This is a genomic window from Pseudomonas sp. AKS31 (assembly GCF_023634765.1).
Taxonomy (GTDB): domain Bacteria; phylum Pseudomonadota; class Gammaproteobacteria; order Pseudomonadales; family Pseudomonadaceae; genus Aquipseudomonas.
Genome location: NZ_JAMLFX010000002.1, coordinates 381,835 through 401,446 on the forward strand (window position 1 = coordinate 381,835; position 19,612 = coordinate 401,446).

Consider the following 19,612-nt stretch of genomic DNA (forward strand, 5'->3'; position numbering starts at 1 on the left):
GACCGCGAGGTCTTGTGCTGTCCTGACAGTCTGGTTCGCAAACAAGAACCGGCTCAGGGAAATCCATCGAAACTTCGCCAACGTACCCAGTGTCCAGACCCTAACAGTGCCCGACGGATGTTCTGCCGGGGCAGCTCCATACAGCGGAGAAAGACGAGGATCGAGATGACGATGACAGTGGGAGATTTTCTGGTTGAGCGGCTCAGCCAATGGGGCGTCACGCGGATTTTTGGTTATCCGGGCGACGGTATCAACGGCGTGTTCGGCGCGCTCAGTCGGGCCAACGGAAAGATCGAGTTCGTCCAGGCCCGGCATGAAGAAATGGCCGCGTTCATGGCCTCGGCACATGCCAAGTTCACCGGCGAGTTAGGTGTGTGCATCGCCACCTCCGGCCCGGGCGCCTCGCACCTGATTACCGGCCTCTATGACGCGCGCATGGACCACATGCCGGTGTTGGCCATCGTCGGTCAGCAGGCACGCACGGCGCTGGGCAGTCACTATCAGCAAGAGCTGGATCTGGTGTCGATGTTCAAGGATGTCGCCGGGGCATTTGTGCAGCAGGCGTCGGCGCCTTCGCAGGTACGGCATTTGCTCGATCGTGCGGTGCGCACGGCGGTGGGTGAGCGCCGGGTCACCGCGCTGATTCTGCCCAACGATTTGCAGGAGCTGAAATACGAAGCTCCGGCGCGCGCCCATGGCACCGCGCATTCCGGGGTGGGTTACACCAAACCCAAAGTGCTGCCTTATGACGAGGATCTGCAGCGCGCCGCCGAGGTTTTGAACGCCGGAGAGAAGGTCGCGATTCTGGTTGGTGCGGGGGCTTTGCAGGCGACCGATCAAGTCATCGCGGTGGCGGAAAAACTCGGCGCCGGGGTCGCCAAGGCGCTCCTGGGCAAAGCCGTGTTGCCGGACGATCTGCCTTGGGTCACCGGCAGCATCGGCCTGCTCGGCACCGAGCCGAGCTATAAACTGATGAGCGAATGCGACACCTTGCTGATGATCGGCTCGGGGTTTCCGTATTCGGAGTTTCTGCCCAAGGAAGGCCAGGCGCGTGGCGTGCAGATCGATTTGCAGCCCGACATGCTCAGCCTGCGTTACCCGATGGAGGTCAATCTGGTCGGCGACTCGGCAGAAACCCTCGCCGCGTTATTGCCGCTGCTCGAACAGAAAACCTCCAACAAGTGGCGCAAGAAAGTCGAAGGCTGGCGCGGTAGCTGGGAGAAAACCCTGGAAAGACGCGCCATGGCCAAGGCTGATCCGGTGAACCCGCAACGGGTGGTGTACGAGTTGTCGCCGCGCTTGCCCGATGAGGCCATCATCACCAGCGACTCCGGCTCCTGCGCCAACTGGTTTGCCCGTGACCTGAAAATCCGCCGTGGCATGCAGTGCTCGCTGTCCGGTGGTCTGGCGTCCATGGGCGCCGCTGTGCCTTACGCGATTGCCGCCAAGTTTGCTTATCCCGAGCGTTCGGTGATTGCGCTGGTGGGTGATGGCGCGATGCAGATGAACAACATGGCCGAACTGATCACCGTCGCCAAATACTGGCGGCAATGGGCGAGTCCGAAATGGATCTGCGCGGTGTTCAACAACGAGGATCTTAATCAGGTCACGTGGGAGCAGCGGGTGATGGAGGGCGATCCGAAGTTCGAAGCCTCGCAAAGTATCCCGGACGTGCCTTATCACTTGTTCGCCATTTCCATTGGCCTGAAAGGCATTTTTGTCGATCGCGAAGAAGACGTTGCCGCAGCCTGGGAAAAGGCATTGGCCTCGGAAGTGCCGGTGGTGATCGAGTTCAAGACCGACCCGAACGTGCCACCCTTGCCGCCGCACATCAAGCTTGAGCAGGCGAAGAAATTCGCCACGACGCTGCTCAAGGGCGATCCGGATGAGGCCGGGGTAATCGTGCAAACCGCCAAGCAGGTGCTCGGCGCGGTGTTGCCCGGAAAAAAATAACCGATTAGCACACAGGTTTGATCGTTCCCACGCGGAACGAGGGAACGATCACCGAACGATCTGCGCCTACAGGTGAGGAGGTGTGTTTTTGATTTTCATTGGCTGTGCAGGCTGGAGTCTGGGTCGCGAGCATTGGCCGGCATTTGCGGTGGAAGGCTCGCACTTGCAGCGCTATGCCGCGCGCCTCAACTGCGCGGAAATCAATAGCTCGTTCTACCGTCCCCATCGCCGGCAAACCTACGAACGTTGGGCCGACGGTGTACCGGAGACCTTTCGCTTTTCGGTGAAAATGCCCAAACACATCACCCATGAATTGCGCCTTGCGGGGTGCGAGTCAGCGCTGGACAAGTTTCTGACTGAATGCGGTGGTCTGGGCGAGCGCCTCGGCTGCTTGCTTGTGCAATTGCCGCCATCACTGGCGTACAACGAAGCCATCGCCGAAGCCTTCTTCGTGATATTGCGTCAGCGCTTCTCTGGCCCTGTGGTGCTTGAGCCACGGCATGAATCGTGGGTCAGCGCTGAGCCAATATTGAAGACTTGTCAGATCGCCCAAGCGGTCGTCGATCCCTCGCGCATCAGCAGTGATGCAGCGCCCAGTGGCTGGGCGGGAATCCGTTACTGGCGTCTGCACGGCGCACCGCGCATTTACCACAGCGCCTACGATTCTCCTTACCTGCAAAGTCTCGTACAAGCCTTGCAATCAGTGGCTGCAGCAGGTGCGGCGACCTGGTGCATTTTCGACAACACTGCCAGTGGCGCAGCACTGGGCAATGCCTTGGCGCTGGCCACACTGACGGCCGAATGGGAGCAGATATGTGCGGCCGTGAAACTCAATCTGGCGAAGAAGCCCTCACCCTAGCCCTCTCCCAGGGGGAGAGGGGACTGACCGAGGTGTTTGTGCAAGTAACGCCGACTTGAAATACCGAGTTGAACGCAAGATTTGAAAAGCACACAAATCGGCTCCCTTTCCCCCTCGCCCCCTTGGGGGAGAGGGCTGGGGTGAGGGGGTAGATCCAGCAGGCTGTTGCGATCGCCTGCAAAACACTAATTACCATCGGCCACTTTGCGCTCTATCTCATCGATCTTGCGCTGTAGCGTCTCGGCGTCCTGTTCCTTCACGCGGGTGGATGAAGGCGTGATCACCTCGTCCACGGCTTCGGTGTCTTCGTCTCGGTCTTCAAGATCGCGCTCGACCACATTCACCGGTTCGCCGGACGTGTCGGTGGGTGGGGCGTTCGGGGTTTTATCGTCGCTGTTCATGTTGGTGACCTCCAGTGGTGTAAACATTGGAGGCAGGCAGTGCGGCAGGCGTTCGATATTTTTGCCGGGTTGTGCCGAATGGCGCCCTCCCGCGGTGGAGAGGGCGCGCTGACGGTTTTCAATCCTTGAGAATGTCGCGATCCTTGGTTTCCGGCAGGAAGAACGTGCCGAGTACCGCTGTCATCACCGCAATCACGATCGGGTACCACAAGCCGTAGTAGATATCCCCGGTCGCGGCGACCATGGCAAAAGCCACCGTCGGCAGGAAACCGCCGAACCAGCCGTTACCGATGTGATACGGCAGCGACATCGAGGTGTAGCGGATGCGGGTCGGGAACAGCTCGACCAGCCACGCCGCGATCGGGCCGTAGACCATGGTCACGTAGATCACCAGCACGGTCAGCAGGAGCAGCACCATCGGGTAATTGGTTTTCGCCGGGTCGGCTTTCTCCGGATAACCGGCCTCCTTGAGCGCGGTGCCGAGGGTTGCAGTAAACGCATCGTTACGGGTCTTGAAGTCGGCGGCTGGCAGGGCGCTGCCTTCGAAACTTTCGACCACTTTGTCGCCGATGCGCACTTGCGCGACGGTGCCCGGCTCTGCAATCACGTTTTCATACGGGATCGCCCGTTTTGCCAGCAGGGTCTTCGCCAGGTCGCAGGAGCTGGTGAATTTGGCCTTGCCCACCGGGTCGAACTGGAACGAGCACTGATCCGGGTTGGCGATCACTTTGACCGGGTTCTTCTCCTGGGCGACAAACACGTCAGGGTTACCGTACTGGGTCAGCGCGTGGAAGATCGGGAAGTAGGTCAACGCGGCCAGAATGCACCCGGCCATGATGATCGGCTTGCGCCCGATGCGGTCGGAGAGGCTGCCGAAGATCACGAAGAACGGCGTGCCGATCAACAGTGATCCGGCAATCAACAGATTGGCGGTCTGCGGGTCGATCTTCAATGTCTGCAGCAGGAAAAACAACGCATAGAACTGCCCGGTGTACCAGACCACCGCTTGCCCGGCCGTACCGCCGAGCAACGACATGATCACCACTTTGAGGTTGTCCCAGCGCGCGAAGGATTCGGTCAGCGGCGCTTTCGACGCTTTGCCTTCAGCCTTCATTTTCTGGAACACCGGCGACTCGCTCAATTGCAGGCGGATGTACACCGAGACGATCAGCAGCAGGATCGACAGCAGAAACGGAATCCGCCAGCCCCAGGCTTCGAAGGCTTCAGTGCCCAGCGCGGTGCGACAGGCGAGGATCACCAGCAGCGACATAAACAGGCCGAGGGTCGCGGTGGTTTGAATCCATGAAGTGAAGAAGCCGCGTTTGTTGCGCGGCGCGTGTTCGGCCACGTAGGTCGCGGCGCCGCCATACTCGCCACCCAGCGCCAAGCCTTGCAACAAGCGCAGGGTAATGAGAATGACCGGGGCAGCGACACCGATGGTCGCGTAACCGGGCAATATGCCGACAATCGCGGTGGAGACGCCCATGATGACGATGGTGATGAGGAAGGTGTGTTTGCGCCCGATCATGTCGCCGAGCCGGCCGAACACAATCGCTCCGAACGGCCGCACCGCAAACCCGGCGGCGAAGGCGAGGAGGGCGAAGATAAACGCGGTGGTTTCGTTAACGCCAGCGAAGAAGTGCTTGGCGATGATCGCCGCCAGTGAGCCGTAGAGATAAAAATCGTACCACTCGAAAACCGTGCCCAAGGATGAAGCGAAGATAACCTTGCGCTCCTCCTTGGTGATGCCGCCGCTGCGCGGTGGACTGCCGGTGGATGCTGTGTCGATTGTGGCCATGGGTGTTCTCCGTCGTGCTTATTGTTGTAGGCCGGAGTCCCCCGTTACTGCTTGTCGCACTCTGGCCTTGTGGCAAATGCTGCCATTGCTCCCGCGTGAAACCTGCACAGTCTGACCGCCTCGCATTGCTGCAAGTTTTCCTGAAGCATAATCAGCTTTTGTCAGATATCCACTCGCACGCCTGCGTACTAGGCCTTCACCCAGCGCTGGCGGCTCCAGGCGCTCAACCAGTCGACCACAAACACCAGCACCAACATGGCCAGAATCACTGTGCTGGCCTGGGCTTCCTGAAACAGGCTCAGGCTCACATAAAGCATCTGCCCAAGCCCGCCGGCACCGACAAAACCGAGCACGCTGGCCATGCGGATGTTGTTTTCCCAGCGGTACAGAACGTAGGCGAGCAGTTGTGGCGCAAGGTTCGGAAGGGTGCCGTAGCAGAAGGCCAGAATCGGGTTGCCGCCCTGCAAGCGAATGGCTTCGGCCGGTTGTGGCGGGGTATTTTCCAGTGCTTCGGCGAACAATCGACCGAGCACGCCAGTGGTGTGCAGGGCGAGGGCGAGGGTGCCGGCGTTCGGGCCGAGGCCAGCGGCAAGTACCATCAGCGCGGCCCAGACCAGTTCCGGTATTGCCCGCAAGGCATTAAGCAGCAGGCGCGAAGCACTTTGCAGTGGCCAGCCGAAACGCCCGGCGGCAGGCAGGGCGAGCACAATGCCGAACACGGCGGCGAGCAGGGTGCCGAGCGCCGACATGGCCAGGGTTTCCATCGACCCGTGCAAGATTGCTTTAAGATAATCCGCGCTCAGATCCGGGCTGAGAAAACGCTGCACATACGCGCCCATCTGCTTGAGGCTGGTGGCGCTGCCCAGTTCGCCGAGATCCAGTCCCAGATAAGCGAAGGACGCGATGACCGCCAACGCGATACCAGCGATCAGCAACAGGTTGATCAGACGGTTCATGTCAGCCTCCAGCGCAGCACGCGGCTGAGTTGGTCGGCGGCCAGAACCAGCACCAGGAAGCACAGCAGAATACTGGCGACTTCACCGCCAGCGAACATGCGGATCGACAGGTCGATCTGCTGACCGAGACCGCCGGCGCCGACAAACCCCATCACCACCGAGGCGCGGATTGCGCATTCCCAGCGATAGACCGTGTACGAGAGCAGGTCTGACGCGACGTTGGGCAACGTGCCGTAAGCAAACGCTGCCAGCCTTCCACTGCCAGCCTGCAACAGCGCGTGCGCCGGACGCTGATCGGTCGATTCGAAAATCTCCGCGTAGACCTTGCCGAGCATGCCGCTGTAAGTGATTGCGATCGCCAGCACACCGGCCGCCGGGCCCAATCCGACAGCGCGGACAAACAACAGCGCCCAGACGATTTCCGGCACGCTGCGCAAAAAAATCAGCAAGCCGCGCACCGGCCAGCGCAACAGACGGCCCAATCGACTGGGCACGCCACCGCGTGAAGCGGCGGACAGCGACAGCGAACGACTGGCAACCAGGCCCGCCGGTATCGCCAACACCAGCGCCAAAGCCATGCCGGCGGTGGCGATGGCCAGGGTTTGCAGGGTGGCTTTGAGCAATAGCTGCAGAAACGCTTCGTCGTGCGCAGGAGGCCAGAACTGCGCGACAAAACGGCCCATTTCATTCTGGCTGTCCGGGAGTAACACCCCCAGGTTCAACTCGCTGAGCTGAATGCCCGGCCACAGCAACGCAATCGCCAGCAACGTCAGCAGCAGCCGTGGCCATGCCGCGGGGTCTCGTGAATCCGCCTTCAGCATCGTGGAATCTGCACAGTCAAAGGCGCCACCGCAGCGGTCGGTGATTGCAGTTTTTCGTTGGCGTACAGCGCGTCGAGCATCGCGTGGCTGACTTGACCGGAAGGGCTGTCGAACAGAATCTGCCCGTCGCGCAGACCGATGATCCGTGGGAAGTGCGAAAGCGCCAGATCCACCGCATGCAAGCTCGCCACCAGTGTGACGTTGTGCTCGCGGGCATGCCGCGAGAGGATCGACAGTGTGTGCCCGGCCATGACCGGATCCATTGCCGACACCGGTTCGTCAGCCAAGAGGATTTCCGGCGCCTGATACAACACACGGGCAATGCCGACGCGTTGCAACTGGCCGCCAGACAATTGCTGGCAATGCGCAAACAGCTTGTCGCCCAGATCCAGTCGCGCCAACGCCGCGCGGGCACCGGCCACATCCAGTGGGTGCAACAGGTTCAAGAGACTTTTACCCAAGCTCCACTGGCCGAGCTTGCCGGCCAATACCGCCGTCACCACACGCTGACGCGGCGGCAGCGGCGGCGCTTGATGCACCAGACCGATCCGCGCGCGCAGACGCTGGCGTTGGCGGGCCGACAAGTGCCAGGCACGTTCGCCCAGCACTTCAATCTCTCCGCTGCTGGGCCGCAGGGCGGTGGCCAGCAGGTTGAGCAAACTCGACTTGCCGGCCCCGGACGGTCCAATGATCGCGACCTGTTCGCCGACGCCAATCTGCAAATCGACACCGCGCAGGGCGTCGACTCCATTGGCGTGGCGCAGGTTGCCCTGATTGAGGCGTAGGGTCATTTCAGCAGTTCGGCAGCGCGGGCGGCTTCCTCGATGCCCTTGTAGTTCTCGGGCTTGGTGTCGATGAAGCGGCTGGCCGCTTGCAGATCAAGAATCTTCTTCTGCTCAGGGTTGGCCGGGTCCAGATCAAGGAAGGCTTTCTTGATCTTCGCGGCCAGTGCCGGTTCGAGGGTGCCGCGCACGGTCCAGTTGTAATCGAAGTAGGTCGGGGTGGTGGCGAAGACTTTGACCTTGTTGGTGTCGACCTTGCCGGCATCGACCAGTTTCTGCCAGACACTGGCGTTCAGCACACCGGCATCGACCTTGCCGGCCTGCACCCAGGCCACAGTGGCATCGTGGGCGCCGGAGTAGGCGACACGGCTGAAATAACCTTCAGGCTTGATTCCGTCGTTTTTCAACATGAAGTATCGCGGCATCAGGCTGCCGGAAGTCGACGACACCGAACCGAAAGCGAAGGTCTTGCCCTTCAGGTCGGCGAGGCTATGCACATTCGGGTCGGCGGTGATGAATTTACTGGTGAACTGCGCGTCCTGTTCCCGCTGCACCAACGGAATGACCGGCGTGGTCGCATCGGTCTTCAAGCGCGCCTGCACGAACGTGAAGCCGCCAAGCCAGGCCATATCGAGGCGATCAGTCGCGAGAGCTTCAACCACCGCCGGATAGTCGGCCACCGGCACGAACTGCACCTTCATGCCCAATTGCTGTTCCAGATAAGCCCCCAGCGGTTCGAACTTGCGCAGCAGCTCGGTCGGGGCTTCATCGGGAATCGCGCTGACGCGCAAAACGTCGGCCGCCTGGGCCATGAATGCAGAAAAGGACAGGGCCAGGCCGGCGGTCAGTGCCAGTGTTCGTTTGAGCATGGAATTCTCCGTTTCGTGAGCGTCAAAAGTGTGAAGAGCTGAACCAGGGCGCTACGTGAGGGTAGACGAATCGGCGAGGTTATACGTATTCGCACGCGTAAAGGCCAGTGCCATCAGGGCAGGAACGGTCAAAAGCGTTCGTCGAGTATTGCCGGCAGGGTGAGTTCCTTGACATAGCTGGCCGAAGACAGACTCAGAATCATGCGCACAACCTGAACGACATCGTGAACTGGAATCAACTGACCCTCGCCACGCTGCGCAGCCAGATCTCGCGGCGTGCTCAGCCGATCCTCGGTGTTGAGATACCCCAGATTCAGGCAAGTCACCGCCAGACGCTGCTGTCGGTAGCCTTCGCGCAGCGTATCGGCAATCCCGCGCAGGGCGAATTTGGAGGCGCCGAAGGCGACTTCCGGACGCCCGCTTTGCGGCAGGCCTGAAGTCGATCCGGTGAGGATGATTCTGGGGTGGGTACTGTTCAGCAGCAAAGGGAGCAGGCGCTTGATCAGTAAAATAGTCGAGGTGATGTTGCAACTGACAATGGCTTGTACTTCGTCGTCCGGGCTGTCGAGAAAGTCATAGGCCGGATCGAAGGCCAATTCTTCCCAGATGCCGAGGTTGTAGATCAGCGTATCCAGCCCGTCGTCCGCGACGGCTTGCTCGATAGCATGCGCAGCACTAGCAGAATCCCTTAGATCGGCCTCCACCCAGCGTACAGATCGCTCGGCAACCGCTATCAATCCCTCGGGGCGTGAACGGGAAACGCCGGTCAGCGTGTCTCCCGCGTTGCCCAAACCTTCGATCAAAGCCCTGCCCAAACCTTTGCTGGCACCCACCACCAAAATATTCATCGATCGTCTCCCTGATCTGAATGCTGATTTCGCAGAGCATGCAAACAGACGACCTATGAAATGGCAAACGCTTGGGTGTGTCCGGATATTTACGAGCGACCAGGGTGACAACAGCTGTTGCGCGATGGTGTCGATGTCGTCACTGAGTTCGTTGCAAGGTCAGGTTCATGTCGATTCTTTCTTGAGTGTCGTGATCGATGAGTGCGCGCAGTGCGGCGAAAATCGGTGCGGCACTGGTGTGCTTCTTGCCGTAAGTCAGATTGAAGCGGTAGTCGAAATCGGCCGGGTTCTGGCCTTGATTGTGTTGCAGCAGAGTCTCAAGTTTGTCCAGTGCCTTGACCGCTTTGGCTTCGGCCGACCGGGCGTTTTCGTAGTCGTCCCACAACGCGAGAATGTCGTTTCTCAGGGGGTTATCGAGCGCGCGGGTGAGCAGCAGAAGGTCGTTGCGCTCTTGTTCGCCCTTATCGGGGAACGTGGCCTGATCGACCGCCGGGATGTCGCCGTTGATCGCTTCGCCCAAGTCGTGAATCACGCACATCTTCAGCACTTTGAGCAGGTCGAGCCCGGCCAGCTCATCGGCGAAGACAATCGCCATCAGGCACAGGCGCCAGCTGTGTTCGGCGGTGCTTTCGGTGCGCCCACTGGATGTGTGTGCGCTTCTGAGAACGTCCTTGAGCTTTTCTGCTTCACGCAGGAATTCGAGGCGTGCGCTGATTTTTTCGAGGTCCATGAACTTGCCCGGTGGTGGAGCCGAGCAGCAAGCCTAGGGCCGATGCGGTTGAGCGTCCACGCATAAAATATGCGTTCAGAGCGTCTCGACCAGCCGCGCGGCAGTGCCGTCGGAGAGTGGAATGCGGGTCCAGCGGCACAGGCTCTGGCGGATCGGCACGAGGTCTGAGTCGTTGCTGCCGGTGACAAATTCCAGCGCCGGAGGTGCCTGCAATTCGCGCCAGCCCAGTGTGTCGAGCGCCCGTTCGTTGCTGGCGATTTCCGGCGTCACGAAGCGCCATAGAGATTGTCCGAGCAATTCGCTCAGCGGGCTGGCGAACTGCGCGGCGCGGGCCGAGGAACAGGCCAGCAAACGGTGGGTCAGGTCGCAGACCAGATGAACCGGTCGTGCGCTTTCGCACACCAACCGGGCGAGAGCCTGATCGGCCGCCGTGTCGAGGCGCGCGGCCAACAGTTGCTCAAGCTGTAGATGCGCAGCCGGATCCAGCGCCAGCACGCCGCTTTCCCAGCGGGAAATGGTCGATTGGGTGACGTTGAACATCTGCGCGGCGTGGCTTTGCTTGACGCGATGCAGCAAGCGCCAACGACGCAGGGCGATGCCGGGGAGGGCAGGTTTGAGCAATGAAACTGACATGACGGCTGTCGGAAAAGACTAAAGGGCCGCCAGTCTGAAGACTGCCGACCCTTGCTGCAAATCGATCTGACGATCAGGCCGCCTCAGGCAACCTGGCAATCACCTTGATCTCGAAATCAAACTCATACAGCCACGTCACGCCAACCGCCGTCACGGTCGGATGCGGCGCCTCGCCCCAGAACTCGGTCAGCACCACATTCCAGATCGTCTCGAATTTCGACTGGGGATCAACGATGAATACGGTGACATCAACCACGTCATCGAAGCTGGCACCGGCCTCTTCCAGGATTGCATTGAGGTTAGTGAACGCCTGACGCACCTGGTTTTTCAGGTCCGGCTCTGGCGTGCCGTCCTCGGTGCTGCCGACCTGTCCCGAGACAAACAGAAAACCGTTGGAACGAATGGCGGGCGAGTAACGGTGGCGTTCGTAAAGCGTGCGGCGTGCGGATGGAAAAACAACATCGCGCTGAGTCATGGAAGTGTCTCCTTCATTTGAGTTGATGGAGCCACTGTAGGTATTTGCAGGCCAGCGATAAACGCGCAAGCTTGGCGTTCACTGTTTGTGAAATCCAAACAATCGAGGGCGCACCTTGGACCGTTTTGACGCAATGCAGGCCTTTGCCCGGGTGGTCGAGGCCGGTAGTTTCACCAAAGCCGCCGAAACCCTGCACATGAGCAAGACCACGGTGACCCAACTGGTTCAGCAACTGGAGGCGCGCCTGCGGGTCAAGTTGCTCAATCGCACCACGCGCAAGGTCAACGTCACCGCTGATGGCGCGGTGTATTACCAACGCGTGATCCGCTTGCTCGCCGACCTCGATGATGCCGAAACCAGCCTGCCCGGCGCGGCGGCATCACCTTCGGGCCGGCTGCGCGTGGACGTCCCGAGCCCGTTCGCGCGGCTGATTCTGGTGCCGGCGCTGCCCGAGTTTCACGCGCGCTATCCGGATATCCAGATCGACATGGGCGTCAGTGACCGCATCGTCGACATCATTGATGAGAACGTCGATTGCGTGGTGCGCGGGGGCGAACTCATGGACTTGTCGTTGATGGCACGCAAGGTCGCTGATCTTCAGTTGGGAGTGTTTGCTGCACCGCAATATCTGGCGCGCGCTGGCATTCCCGCGCACCCGAGAGACCTGGAAGACAGCCACCATCGCGTGGTCGGTTTTCTCTGGGCACGCACCGGCAAACCGGTGCCGTATGCCTTGCACAACGCCAGTGAAAACCTGCAAATCAAAGGGCGTCACGTGCTGGCGGTCGATGACGGCAATGCCTATCTCGCGGCAGGTCTGGCGGGGATGGGCGTGCTGTGGTTGCCCACATACATGTCTGAAGAGCATGTGACACGCGGCGAGTTGGTGCCGTTGTTTGAAGACTGGCAGCTCGAGCCGATGCCGCTCTATCTGGCCTACCCACCCAATCGACATGTCAGCCTCAAGCTGCGCGTGTTCATCGATTGGGTCGTTGAGTTAATGGCGTAACAGCATTGTGGTGCAGTTATTGCTAGCCGGTGTGCCAGTGCCGTCAAAAAACCAACACAATCAGGCGACTTGAAAGACTGCAGTGATGAGATGCGTGGCTTTCAAGTCAAGGAGCTTCACCCGCATGAATATGTACATCGATATCGTCGGTGCGTGCAATCTGAGCTGCCCGTCTTGCCCAATGGGCAACTCGGAAAATCTCAATTTCAAAAAAGCCATGCAGCTCGACATGTTCAAGCAGATTGTCGATAAGGCCAAGACAGAGGGCGTCGACACCATCTACCTCTATAACTGGACCGAGCCGCTGATTCATCCAAAAATTGGCGAATTTATCGAGATCATTAACGCTGCCGGCATGGGCAGCGGCATCAGCACCAACCTTAATCTCGCCAAGAATATGGAAAAGGCCTTGATGGCCGAGCCAAGTTACTTCCGTATTTCGCTCTCGGGTTTTTACCAGGAGACCTACGAAAAGGGCCATGTCGGCGGCGATATCGAAGTTGTAAAACAAAACATGATTGCCCTGCACGAGATCAAACAACGCCTGGGTCTGAGAACCCGTGTGGATGTTTACTATCACCGCTACCTGGATAACATCGAAGAAGAATCACTGATGCGCGAGTTCAGTGAGCGTCTTGGCTTCATCTTCACCACCGGGTACTCGGTGATGATGCCGCTGGAGAAGACACTGGCCATTGTCGAGCGTGACCCGTCTGTCACGGCTACGGACCTTGACACCCTCAAGCGCCTCGCACTGCCGCCGTACGACGATCTCGTCAACGTTATCCAGCAATTTCCCAAGATGGCGTGCACGCTCAAGGATGACTGGCTGGTTATCGACTGCAATGGCAACACGGTGCTTTGCTGCACGATCTTCAATCAGACCGAGTATCAGGTTGGCAAGTACCTCGACATGCCGCTTGAAGAGCTGACGCGGCGTAAATCGACGCAGAAAAACTGTGTCGACATGTGCGACCGCTGCGCCAATAAAGGCCTGCATATCTACTCGATGCATCCCAATCAGGGTGTGTTGGAACGGCACGCGGTGAATCGCATCATCGATTTCGAGCACTTCGCCAGCCAGGGTCTCACCGTGGACAGCGAGCGGCTCGGGCGTGCCGGCGAAGTCAGCGCAGAAAACTTTGATGAAGCCCAGTACCTTCGATTGAATGACGATGTCAGGATTGCGATCTCCCAGGGGGCTTTCTCCAGCGGCTATCAGCACTACGTGTTGTGTGGGCGTCTTGAGGGGCGTTTGGGGGCCGGGTTTTTCTCGGCTGTTTGAGGCAGGGTTCGGATCGCTGCCATCGCCCAGTGGTGGCGCAGGTCACTGCGTCACCCGCCATCCACCGCTGGCGTGATTGACTCTTTGACGGACAAAGCCAACTATCGGCGCATAACAACACACCGATGGACCCGAACTTGATCGAACGACGCCAATTCAGCGGAGGCATGAAGGGGAAAAACCTCCGCTATCTGAACGAGCAAGGCGCGGATGACTCGCGCATGACCCGCACCGGTTTTCTGCTGCTCGAACACTTTTCACTGCCGGCCTTCACCCAGGCGCTGGACACCGTTGTCACCACCAATCTGTTGCGCCCGGGATTGTTTTCGTCGCGCACGTTTGGCCTGGGCGACGGCGAAGTCATCAGTGACTTGGGCCTGGTGATCCGGCCCGATGCACGTCTGGATTCGGCGGCACTTCAGGAGCTGGATCTGCTGGTGGTGTGCGGTGGTTATCGCACCGAATTGCGCGCGAGTGATGAGTTCATCGGCTTGCTCAGATCGGCAGCGGAGCGCGGCATCTCGCTCGCCGGGTTATGGAATGGCTCGTGGTTTCTCGGCCGCGCCGGGTTGCTCGATGGCTATCGCTGCGCGATCCACCCGGAGCATCGCCCGGCGCTGACCGAGATTGCCAAAGCTACCCATGTCAGCAGCGAACCCTATGTGATTGATCGCGATCGTCTCACGGCGTCGAGTCCGTCCGGCGCTTTTCATATGGCGCTGGACTGGATCAAGGGCTTGCACGGCAAAGCCTTGGTCGAGGGTATCGAAGACATCCTCGCGTTCGAGGAATCGCGCTACCGGCGGATCAAACCGGATGAAAACCTCTGCGTCAGTGCGCCGCTGCGTGAAGTGGTGAAGCTGATGGACGCCAATCTGGAGGAGCCGCTGGAGCTGGAGCAATTGGCGGTGTACGCCGGGCGCTCTCGCCGCCAGTTGGAGCGCTTGTTCAAGGAACAACTCGGCACCACGCCACAGCGCTATTACCTGGAACTGCGCATCACTGAAGCGCGACGCTTGCTGCAGCACACCGAGCTGTCGCAGGTGGAAGTGCTGGTGGCTTGCGGGTTCGTCTCGCCGAGTCATTTCAGCAAATGCTACAGCTCATATTTCGGCTACAGACCTTCCAAAGAAAAACGGCTGGTCAAATAACCCCAGCCATCACCCACCTGAATTCACCTCGATATCCCACGTCGGCGTACCACCCCCAAACACCACGGTAAATTCCCTCTCCCTCTGGGAGAGGGCCAGGGTGAGGGAATTTGCAGCACTAACCGCTTCGTCACCAGAATTCACCGCGATACCTCACGTCGGCGTACCTCGCCCAAACACCACGGTCAGTTCCCTCTACCTCTGGGAGAGGGCTAGGGTGAGGGGCTTTTAAACACCAGCACTAACATACGTTTAACCTACACGCACTGTTACGCCATAACGGCTACAACACCTTGCGCCGTTACCTACGCGTACGCCAGAATCCGCCGGCTTACGCGCCTTGAGGCGGGCTGTATCGTTTCCCTGTCACTGCAAAACAGTGATCGGGTTTGGTAGCCCGTTTTCTAAGCGTTATGCGCCGCTATATGCAGTCTCTTTTTGGGGCTCGGTTTTATATGGTGGCCATGCGTGGGGCTCCTTCGGGAGCGCCGGGGTTTACTCGCTTAGACCGGTCTACCAACCTGCGCAATGGTCACCACCTCGTTTGGTAGCGTGAGTGATGGCTCCTTATTTTTTTGTTAAGCGAGTGTCATCTATGTTCAAAATTACGCCAAACCCGCCAGCAACCGATCCAATCCCCTACGACGCCGCGCTCGAACCTCAAAACATCAAAGAGGCCACCGACCGCGCGATCAATTTCTACCTCAACCCTTCCGCGCTGAAGACCTCAATACCCACCCGCAAAACCGGCAAAATCTACCTGATCGACCCGTCGGTGGACAACGAAACCCTGCTCGTCGAAGCCACTGAAACCTTGTCCTGCGCCAATGACATGGCCCGAGATCTGGCTGATTCGATCGACCCTTCACAGCGCAAAAAGATGCTGATCCTGCAACAGGTGATCATGCTCAGCGAGCTGGTGGTCGGCCGAGTTCTGGATAACCAGCGTTTGCCGCAGTAGTAGCGATGCAGATAGGTGAGGGCGCGCGCCCCCTCATTTGCACAGAAGCGTCCGCGAACGCGACGCTTCACGCCTTCTATCAAAGAACCTGACGCGGTTCTTGTCTGGAGTTTCAACTGATGTCCCAGCCACCCGAACCACCGGTCACAGATCTGGTGTCGCCGTACGCATCACCCAATTCAAGAAAGCTCCACGAAGCGGCAGAACGTGCACTCGACCATTACCTGTTGCCTGCTGCGGTCATGGCCACAGCCTACACGCCCAACGCGCTGTTCATGGCCAACCCGCAAGCAGACACCGAGGAGTTGCTGACCAACGCTTGCGGATCTTTGGCGTCCGCCTCGGTCATGCTCGGCAATTTTGCTGGCGTGCTGGAGGGATCAAACCGCCATACCCTGTTGGGCATTGCGCAAGTGGTCATGTTGGGGGAGTTGGCGGTGAACAAAGCGTTGGATCTCGTTGTGCCAACTGAATAATCACGCACCTCAATGATCAAGCGGTCAGCCATCGCGGCTGGCTGCTTTTTTGTTTCTACAGGTGGTCGGCGTCGATCACAGCCTTGGCAAACGCCTGCGGATCTTCCTGCGGTAGGTTGTGGCCAATCCCACCATTGATCAAGCGGAACTGATACTTGCCGGTAAAGCGCTTGGCGTAATCTTCCGGCGCTGGGTGCGGCGCACCGTTGGCGTCGCCTTCAAGGGTAATGGTCGGCACGCTGATCGACGGTGCGGTGGCGAGTTTCTGCTCCAGCGCCGCGTATTTCGCCTCACCCTGCACCAGGCCCAGACGCCAGCGGTAGTTGAACACGGTGATGTCGACGTGATCGGGGTTCTGCAACGCCTTGGCGCTGCGGTCGAACGTGGCGTCGTCGAACTTCCACTGCGGCGAGGCCAGTTGCCAGATCAGCTTGGCGAAGTCGTGAGTGTTCTTTTCATAACCGGCACGACCACGGTCGGTGGCGAAGTAGAACTGATACCACCACTGCAATTCCGCCTTGGGCGGCAGCGGGTTTTGCCCGGCGGCCTGATTGCCGATCAGATAACCACTGACTGAAACCAGCGCTTTGACACGCTCCGGCCACAGCGCCGAAACGATGTCCGCCGAACGTGCGCCCCAGTCATAACCACCAAGCACCGCTTGTTTGATCTTCAGTGCATCCATGAAGTCGATGACATCACTGGCCAGCGCTGCCGGTTGACCATTGCGCAGCGTGTCCTTGGAGAGGAACTGCGTATCGCCATAACCCCGCGCATACGGCATCAACACGCGATAACCCTTGGCCGCGAGCAGCGGCGCGACTTCGTCGTAGCTGTGAATGTCGTAGGGCCAGCCGTGCAGCAGGATCACCACCGGGCCATTCGCGGGGCCGGTTTCGGCATAGGCGACGTCGAGCACGCCGGCCTTCACATGCTTCAGCGGGCCGAAGGGCGAGGGCGCGGAATAGCTGACGGCGGCCGGCTCAGTGGTTTGCGCCTGAGCGCTGCCAAAAGCGCCGAACAGCGCCACAGCCATAATCGACATGCCGAATGCAGTTTTGCGGGTGTGCAGTGCCATCTTCATGGTGACGTCTCCTTTGCGAGCCTTTGGCCAAGGGTTCTGAATGAACACCTGAAACCTTGAGTGCATTTGAGCGCGGAGACGTATCTGGCCTGTGTCGAAGAACGGCTTTGTTGAAAGTCGATGTGTCGCGGTGGGGTTCGTACACAGTGTGATACACGGCGGCGAAACCGACTCCCCCTGGACCTGATTCAGGCCAAAATAATAAGTCGCTGTTTTAAAACAAAAAATATTTCACTTCGCGCTTCCCAAAGCCAAAAAACCTTGGTAAATTGCGCCCCGTTCTCACAGCGAACCTAACGAAGTAGCTGGAAAGAGCAGTAGGGGCGTCGCCAAGCGGTAAGGCAGCAGGTTTTGATCCTGCCATGCGTTGGTTCGAATCCAGCCGCCCCTGCCATATTCGAAAAAACGCCAACTTCGCAAGAAGTTGGCGTTTTTTTATGCCTGCGATTTGGTGGGTTCGCAGAAGGGCGGGCAAGTACGGCGCCGAAGCGCCGCACTCGCCAACCACTCAGTGCGGTGCGCGCGGGATGGTTTTCATCAGGTCTTCGGGGCTGATGTGGCCGACCACGCTGCCCGGTTGCGGCAGGTTGAGGATGTGGCCTTTCATCTTGCCGATGATGTGCATTTCGCACGGCTTGCAATCGAACTTCAGCGTCAGCACTTCATCGCCGTGGATCAACTGCATCGGTGCGACCTTGGTGCGCACGCCGGTCACGCCTTTGGCCTGTTTCGGGCACAGGTTGAAGGAGAAACGCAGGCAGTGTTTGGTGATCATCACCGGCACTTCGCCTGGCTCTTCGTGCGCTTCATACGCGGCGTCGATCAGCTTCACGCCGTGACGGTGGTAGAAGTCGCGCGCCTTCTGGTTGTAGACGTTGGCGAGGAACGTCAGGTGCGAATCCGGGTACACCGGCGGCGGGCTGGTTTCGGCCTTGCGGCTGCCACGCGGGTGCGCGGCGACGCGAGCGGCGGTCAGGGCTTCGATCACTTCACGGCGCAGCGACTTGAGCTGCGAGTTCGGGATGAAGAACGCCTGTGGCGCATCCAGCTTGATGTCGGTGGCGTGATACTGCGTGGTGCCGAGCTGGCCGAGCAGATCGCGCAATTGTTCCAGCGCTTGCTCAGGCTTGTTGGCCACACCGAACGGACCAGCGAGGGTGACGCTGGCGCTGATGCCTTCTTCACTGGTGGCGGTCACTTCCAGCTGTTCTTCACGCAGGCGTGCGACCCAGCTCAGGGCCACGCGACGCTCGGAAGAAGTCTTTTGCAGCGCCTGTTGCCAGTTGTGGTCGAGGTTGCGATTCAACGGGTGGTTCGGGCGCAGCTTGAACAGGCCTTCCGGCATCTCGTTCGGCTCGACGCGGTAGCGGTAGCGCTTCTCGCCGTCTTCTTCGAACTCGCCTTTGGCTTCGGCGATGTTGGCGCGGAAACCGACCACTTCGCGTTTGACCAACACGTTGAGGCCGTCACCGTTGGACAGCGGCTCGTGGGTCACGACCTGCATGTCACGCTTACCGACTTTCTCGACGGTGCCCACCGGCAAACCGGTGAAGGTCGGCGAATCGAAAGCGCCGATGTCGATCTTGCGATCAGTGACGAAGTAATCGGTGCTGCCACGGTGGAAGGTCTTTTCCGGATCGGGCAGGAAGAAGTGCGCGGTGCGGCCGCTGGAAGCGCGGGCGAGGTCCGGGCGATCTTCGAGTACGTCGTCGAGGCGCTGGCGGTAATAGGCGGTGATGTTCTTCACATAGCCCATGTCCTTGTAGCGACCTTCGATCTTGAACGAACGCACACCGGCTTCGACCAAGGCGCGGATGTTGGCGCTCTGGTTGTTGTCTTTCATCGACAGCAGGTGTTTTTCGTAGGCGATCACGCCACCCTTTTCATCTTTGAGGGTGTACGGCAAGCGGCACGCCTGGGAGCAGTCGCCACGGTTGGCGCTGCGCCCGGTCTGCGCGTGGGAAATGTTGCACTGGCCGGAGAAGGCCACGCACAACGCGCCATGGATGAAGAACTCGATGGCGGCGTCGGTTTCGTCGGCGATCGCGCGGATTTCCTGCAGGTTCAGCTCGCGGGCCAGTACCAGTTGCGAGAAACCGGCCTGATCGAGGAACTTCGCCCGCTCCAGCGTCCGAATGTCGGTCTGGGTCGAGGCGTGCAGTTCGATCGGCGGAATGTCCAGCTCCATCACGCCCAGATCCTGAACGATCAGCGCATCGACGCCAGCGTCGTACAGCTGATGGATCAGCTTGCGCGCCGGCTCCAGTTCGTTGTCGTGCAGGATGGTGTTGATGGTGGTGAAGATGCGCGCGTGATACTTGCGGGCGAACTCCACCAGCTCGGCGATTTCGCTGACTTCGTTACAGGCGTTGTGGCGCGCGCCGAAGCTCGGGCCGCCGATGTATACGGCGTCAGCGCCGTGCAGGATCGCCTCACGGGCGATGGCGACATCGCGGGCAGGGCTGAGCAATTCCAGGTGATGCTTGGGCAAGGACATAGTTTTTTTAGTCAGGCTGTCACG

Annotated in this window: 19 protein-coding genes and 1 tRNA gene; 8 read left to right on the forward strand and 12 right to left on the reverse strand. The window is 59.6% G+C overall.

Annotated features, from left to right (window positions below):
• Positions 1-165 precede the first annotated feature (165 nt).
• Complete coding sequence (locus M9827_RS07770) at positions 166-1,953, forward strand: thiamine pyrophosphate-requiring protein (protein ID WP_250604818.1); 1,788 nt, start codon at positions 166-168, stop codon at positions 1,951-1,953.
• An 88-nt stretch (positions 1,954-2,041) separates the two neighbouring features.
• The gene (locus M9827_RS07775) at positions 2,042-2,812 is read left to right on the forward strand and encodes a DUF72 domain-containing protein (protein WP_250605462.1); all 771 of its coding nucleotides are present in this window, start codon (positions 2,042-2,044) and stop codon (positions 2,810-2,812) included.
• Positions 2,813-2,997: 185 nt separating this feature from the next.
• Here M9827_RS07775 and M9827_RS07780 read toward each other — a convergent pair whose 3' ends face one another.
• The 10 genes from M9827_RS07780 to M9827_RS07825 form a co-directional block, all read right to left on the reverse strand.
• Positions 2,998-3,213, reverse strand: a complete 216-nt coding sequence (locus tag M9827_RS07780; protein WP_250604820.1) for a hypothetical protein — start codon at positions 3,211-3,213, stop codon at positions 2,998-3,000.
• Positions 3,214-3,331: 118 nt separating this feature from the next.
• Positions 3,332-5,011, reverse strand: a complete 1,680-nt coding sequence (locus M9827_RS07785) for an MFS transporter (RefSeq protein WP_250604822.1) — start codon at positions 5,009-5,011, stop codon at positions 3,332-3,334.
• A gap of 188 nt (positions 5,012-5,199) precedes the next feature.
• On the reverse strand, positions 5,200-5,967 hold the full coding sequence (gene phnE / locus M9827_RS07790; protein ID WP_250604824.1) for a phosphonate ABC transporter, permease protein PhnE: 768 nt from the start codon (positions 5,965-5,967) through the stop codon (positions 5,200-5,202).
• Positions 5,964-6,788 (reverse strand): PhnE/PtxC family ABC transporter permease, encoded by an 825-nt coding sequence (locus M9827_RS07795; RefSeq protein ID WP_250604826.1) that lies wholly within the window; start codon positions 6,786-6,788, stop codon positions 5,964-5,966. The genes phnE and M9827_RS07795 overlap by 4 nt, the downstream gene beginning before the upstream one ends.
• Positions 6,782-7,579, reverse strand: a complete 798-nt coding sequence (locus tag M9827_RS07800) for a phosphonate ABC transporter ATP-binding protein (RefSeq protein ID WP_250604828.1) — start codon at positions 7,577-7,579, stop codon at positions 6,782-6,784. The genes M9827_RS07795 and M9827_RS07800 overlap by 7 nt, the downstream gene beginning before the upstream one ends.
• Complete coding sequence (locus tag M9827_RS07805) at positions 7,576-8,439, reverse strand: putative selenate ABC transporter substrate-binding protein (protein ID WP_250604830.1); 864 nt, start codon at positions 8,437-8,439, stop codon at positions 7,576-7,578. Before M9827_RS07805 ends, M9827_RS07800 begins: the two co-directional genes overlap by 4 nt.
• 128 nt (positions 8,440-8,567) lie before the next feature.
• Positions 8,568-9,287, reverse strand: coding sequence for an SDR family oxidoreductase (locus M9827_RS07810; RefSeq protein ID WP_250604832.1), 720 nt, complete (start codon positions 9,285-9,287; stop codon positions 8,568-8,570).
• Between the two features lie 139 nt (positions 9,288-9,426).
• Positions 9,427-10,017: an HD domain-containing protein gene (locus M9827_RS07815; RefSeq protein ID WP_250604834.1), complete on the reverse strand. Its 591-nt coding sequence runs from the start codon at positions 10,015-10,017 to the stop codon at positions 9,427-9,429.
• Positions 10,018-10,092: 75 nt separating this feature from the next.
• Positions 10,093-10,650, reverse strand: coding sequence for a helix-turn-helix domain-containing protein (locus M9827_RS07820; protein ID WP_250604836.1), 558 nt, complete (start codon positions 10,648-10,650; stop codon positions 10,093-10,095).
• 73 nt (positions 10,651-10,723) lie between these two features.
• Entirely contained in the window at positions 10,724-11,125 is a 402-nt protein-coding gene (locus tag M9827_RS07825) for a RidA family protein (RefSeq protein ID WP_250604838.1), read from the reverse strand.
• A 115-nt stretch (positions 11,126-11,240) separates the two neighbouring features.
• Between M9827_RS07825 and M9827_RS07830 the strand changes: the two genes are divergently transcribed.
• The 5 genes from M9827_RS07830 (at position 11,241) to M9827_RS07850 (ending at position 16,007) form a co-directional block, all read left to right on the forward strand.
• On the forward strand, positions 11,241-12,134 hold the full coding sequence (locus tag M9827_RS07830; RefSeq protein WP_250604840.1) for a LysR family transcriptional regulator: 894 nt from the start codon (positions 11,241-11,243) through the stop codon (positions 12,132-12,134).
• 130 nt (positions 12,135-12,264) lie between these two features.
• On the forward strand, positions 12,265-13,419 hold the full coding sequence (locus tag M9827_RS07835; RefSeq protein WP_250604842.1) for a radical SAM/SPASM domain-containing protein: 1,155 nt from the start codon (positions 12,265-12,267) through the stop codon (positions 13,417-13,419).
• 125 nt (positions 13,420-13,544) lie between these two features.
• On the forward strand, positions 13,545-14,570 hold the full coding sequence (souR, locus tag M9827_RS07840; protein ID WP_250604843.1) for a transcriptional regulator SouR: 1,026 nt from the start codon (positions 13,545-13,547) through the stop codon (positions 14,568-14,570).
• A gap of 595 nt (positions 14,571-15,165) precedes the next feature.
• Positions 15,166-15,531, forward strand: a complete 366-nt coding sequence (locus tag M9827_RS07845; protein WP_250604845.1) for a DUF6124 family protein — start codon at positions 15,166-15,168, stop codon at positions 15,529-15,531.
• A 119-nt stretch (positions 15,532-15,650) separates the two neighbouring features.
• On the forward strand, positions 15,651-16,007 hold the full coding sequence (locus M9827_RS07850) for a DUF6124 family protein (protein ID WP_250604847.1): 357 nt from the start codon (positions 15,651-15,653) through the stop codon (positions 16,005-16,007).
• A gap of 55 nt (positions 16,008-16,062) precedes the next feature.
• On the opposite strand, the gene M9827_RS07855 is transcribed toward M9827_RS07850, so the two are convergent.
• Positions 16,063-17,091: an alpha/beta fold hydrolase gene (locus M9827_RS07855; RefSeq protein WP_250604849.1), complete on the reverse strand. Its 1,029-nt coding sequence runs from the start codon at positions 17,089-17,091 to the stop codon at positions 16,063-16,065.
• A 319-nt stretch (positions 17,092-17,410) separates the two neighbouring features.
• On the opposite strand from M9827_RS07855, the gene M9827_RS07860 reads away from it, so the two are divergent.
• Positions 17,411-17,485, forward strand: a tRNA-Gln gene (locus M9827_RS07860).
• A gap of 114 nt (positions 17,486-17,599) precedes the next feature.
• Here the strand turns inward: M9827_RS07860 and M9827_RS07865 are convergent.
• Positions 17,600-19,588 carry a peptidase U32 family protein gene (locus M9827_RS07865; RefSeq protein WP_250604851.1) on the reverse strand — a complete coding sequence of 663 codons (1,989 nt, stop codon included), beginning with the start codon at positions 19,586-19,588 and terminating at the stop codon, positions 17,600-17,602.
• Positions 19,589-19,612 lie beyond the last annotated feature (24 nt).

What these genes read in the sequence shown, in the direction of transcription:
- M9827_RS07850 (WP_250604847.1), top strand. Translation starts at nt 15,651, where the DNA reads ATGTCCCAGCCACCCGAACCACCGGTCACAGATCTGGTGTCGCCGTAC.
- M9827_RS07780 (WP_250604820.1), bottom strand. Translation starts at nt 3,213, where the DNA reads ATGAACAGCGACGATAAAACCCCGAACGCCCCACCCACCGACACGTCC.
- M9827_RS07810 (WP_250604832.1), bottom strand. Translation starts at nt 9,287, where the DNA reads ATGAATATTTTGGTGGTGGGTGCCAGCAAAGGTTTGGGCAGGGCTTTG.
- M9827_RS07815 (WP_250604834.1), bottom strand. Translation starts at nt 10,017, where the DNA reads ATGGACCTCGAAAAAATCAGCGCACGCCTCGAATTCCTGCGTGAAGCA.
- M9827_RS07825 (WP_250604838.1), bottom strand. Translation starts at nt 11,125, where the DNA reads ATGACTCAGCGCGATGTTGTTTTTCCATCCGCACGCCGCACGCTTTAC.
- M9827_RS07785 (WP_250604822.1), bottom strand. Translation starts at nt 5,011, where the DNA reads ATGGCCACAATCGACACAGCATCCACCGGCAGTCCACCGCGCAGCGGC.
- M9827_RS07820 (WP_250604836.1), bottom strand. Translation starts at nt 10,650, where the DNA reads ATGTCAGTTTCATTGCTCAAACCTGCCCTCCCCGGCATCGCCCTGCGT.
- souR (WP_250604843.1), top strand. Translation starts at nt 13,545, where the DNA reads ATGGACCCGAACTTGATCGAACGACGCCAATTCAGCGGAGGCATGAAG.
- M9827_RS07865 (WP_250604851.1), bottom strand. Translation starts at nt 19,588, where the DNA reads ATGTCCTTGCCCAAGCATCACCTGGAATTGCTCAGCCCTGCCCGCGAT.
- M9827_RS07800 (WP_250604828.1), bottom strand. Translation starts at nt 7,579, where the DNA reads ATGACCCTACGCCTCAATCAGGGCAACCTGCGCCACGCCAATGGAGTC.
- phnE (WP_250604824.1), bottom strand. Translation starts at nt 5,967, where the DNA reads ATGAACCGTCTGATCAACCTGTTGCTGATCGCTGGTATCGCGTTGGCG.
- M9827_RS07845 (WP_250604845.1), top strand. Translation starts at nt 15,166, where the DNA reads ATGTTCAAAATTACGCCAAACCCGCCAGCAACCGATCCAATCCCCTAC.
- M9827_RS07795 (WP_250604826.1), bottom strand. Translation starts at nt 6,788, where the DNA reads ATGCTGAAGGCGGATTCACGAGACCCCGCGGCATGGCCACGGCTGCTG.
- M9827_RS07770 (WP_250604818.1), top strand. Translation starts at nt 166, where the DNA reads ATGACGATGACAGTGGGAGATTTTCTGGTTGAGCGGCTCAGCCAATGG.
- M9827_RS07855 (WP_250604849.1), bottom strand. Translation starts at nt 17,091, where the DNA reads ATGAAGATGGCACTGCACACCCGCAAAACTGCATTCGGCATGTCGATT.
- M9827_RS07835 (WP_250604842.1), top strand. Translation starts at nt 12,265, where the DNA reads ATGTACATCGATATCGTCGGTGCGTGCAATCTGAGCTGCCCGTCTTGC.
- M9827_RS07805 (WP_250604830.1), bottom strand. Translation starts at nt 8,439, where the DNA reads ATGCTCAAACGAACACTGGCACTGACCGCCGGCCTGGCCCTGTCCTTT.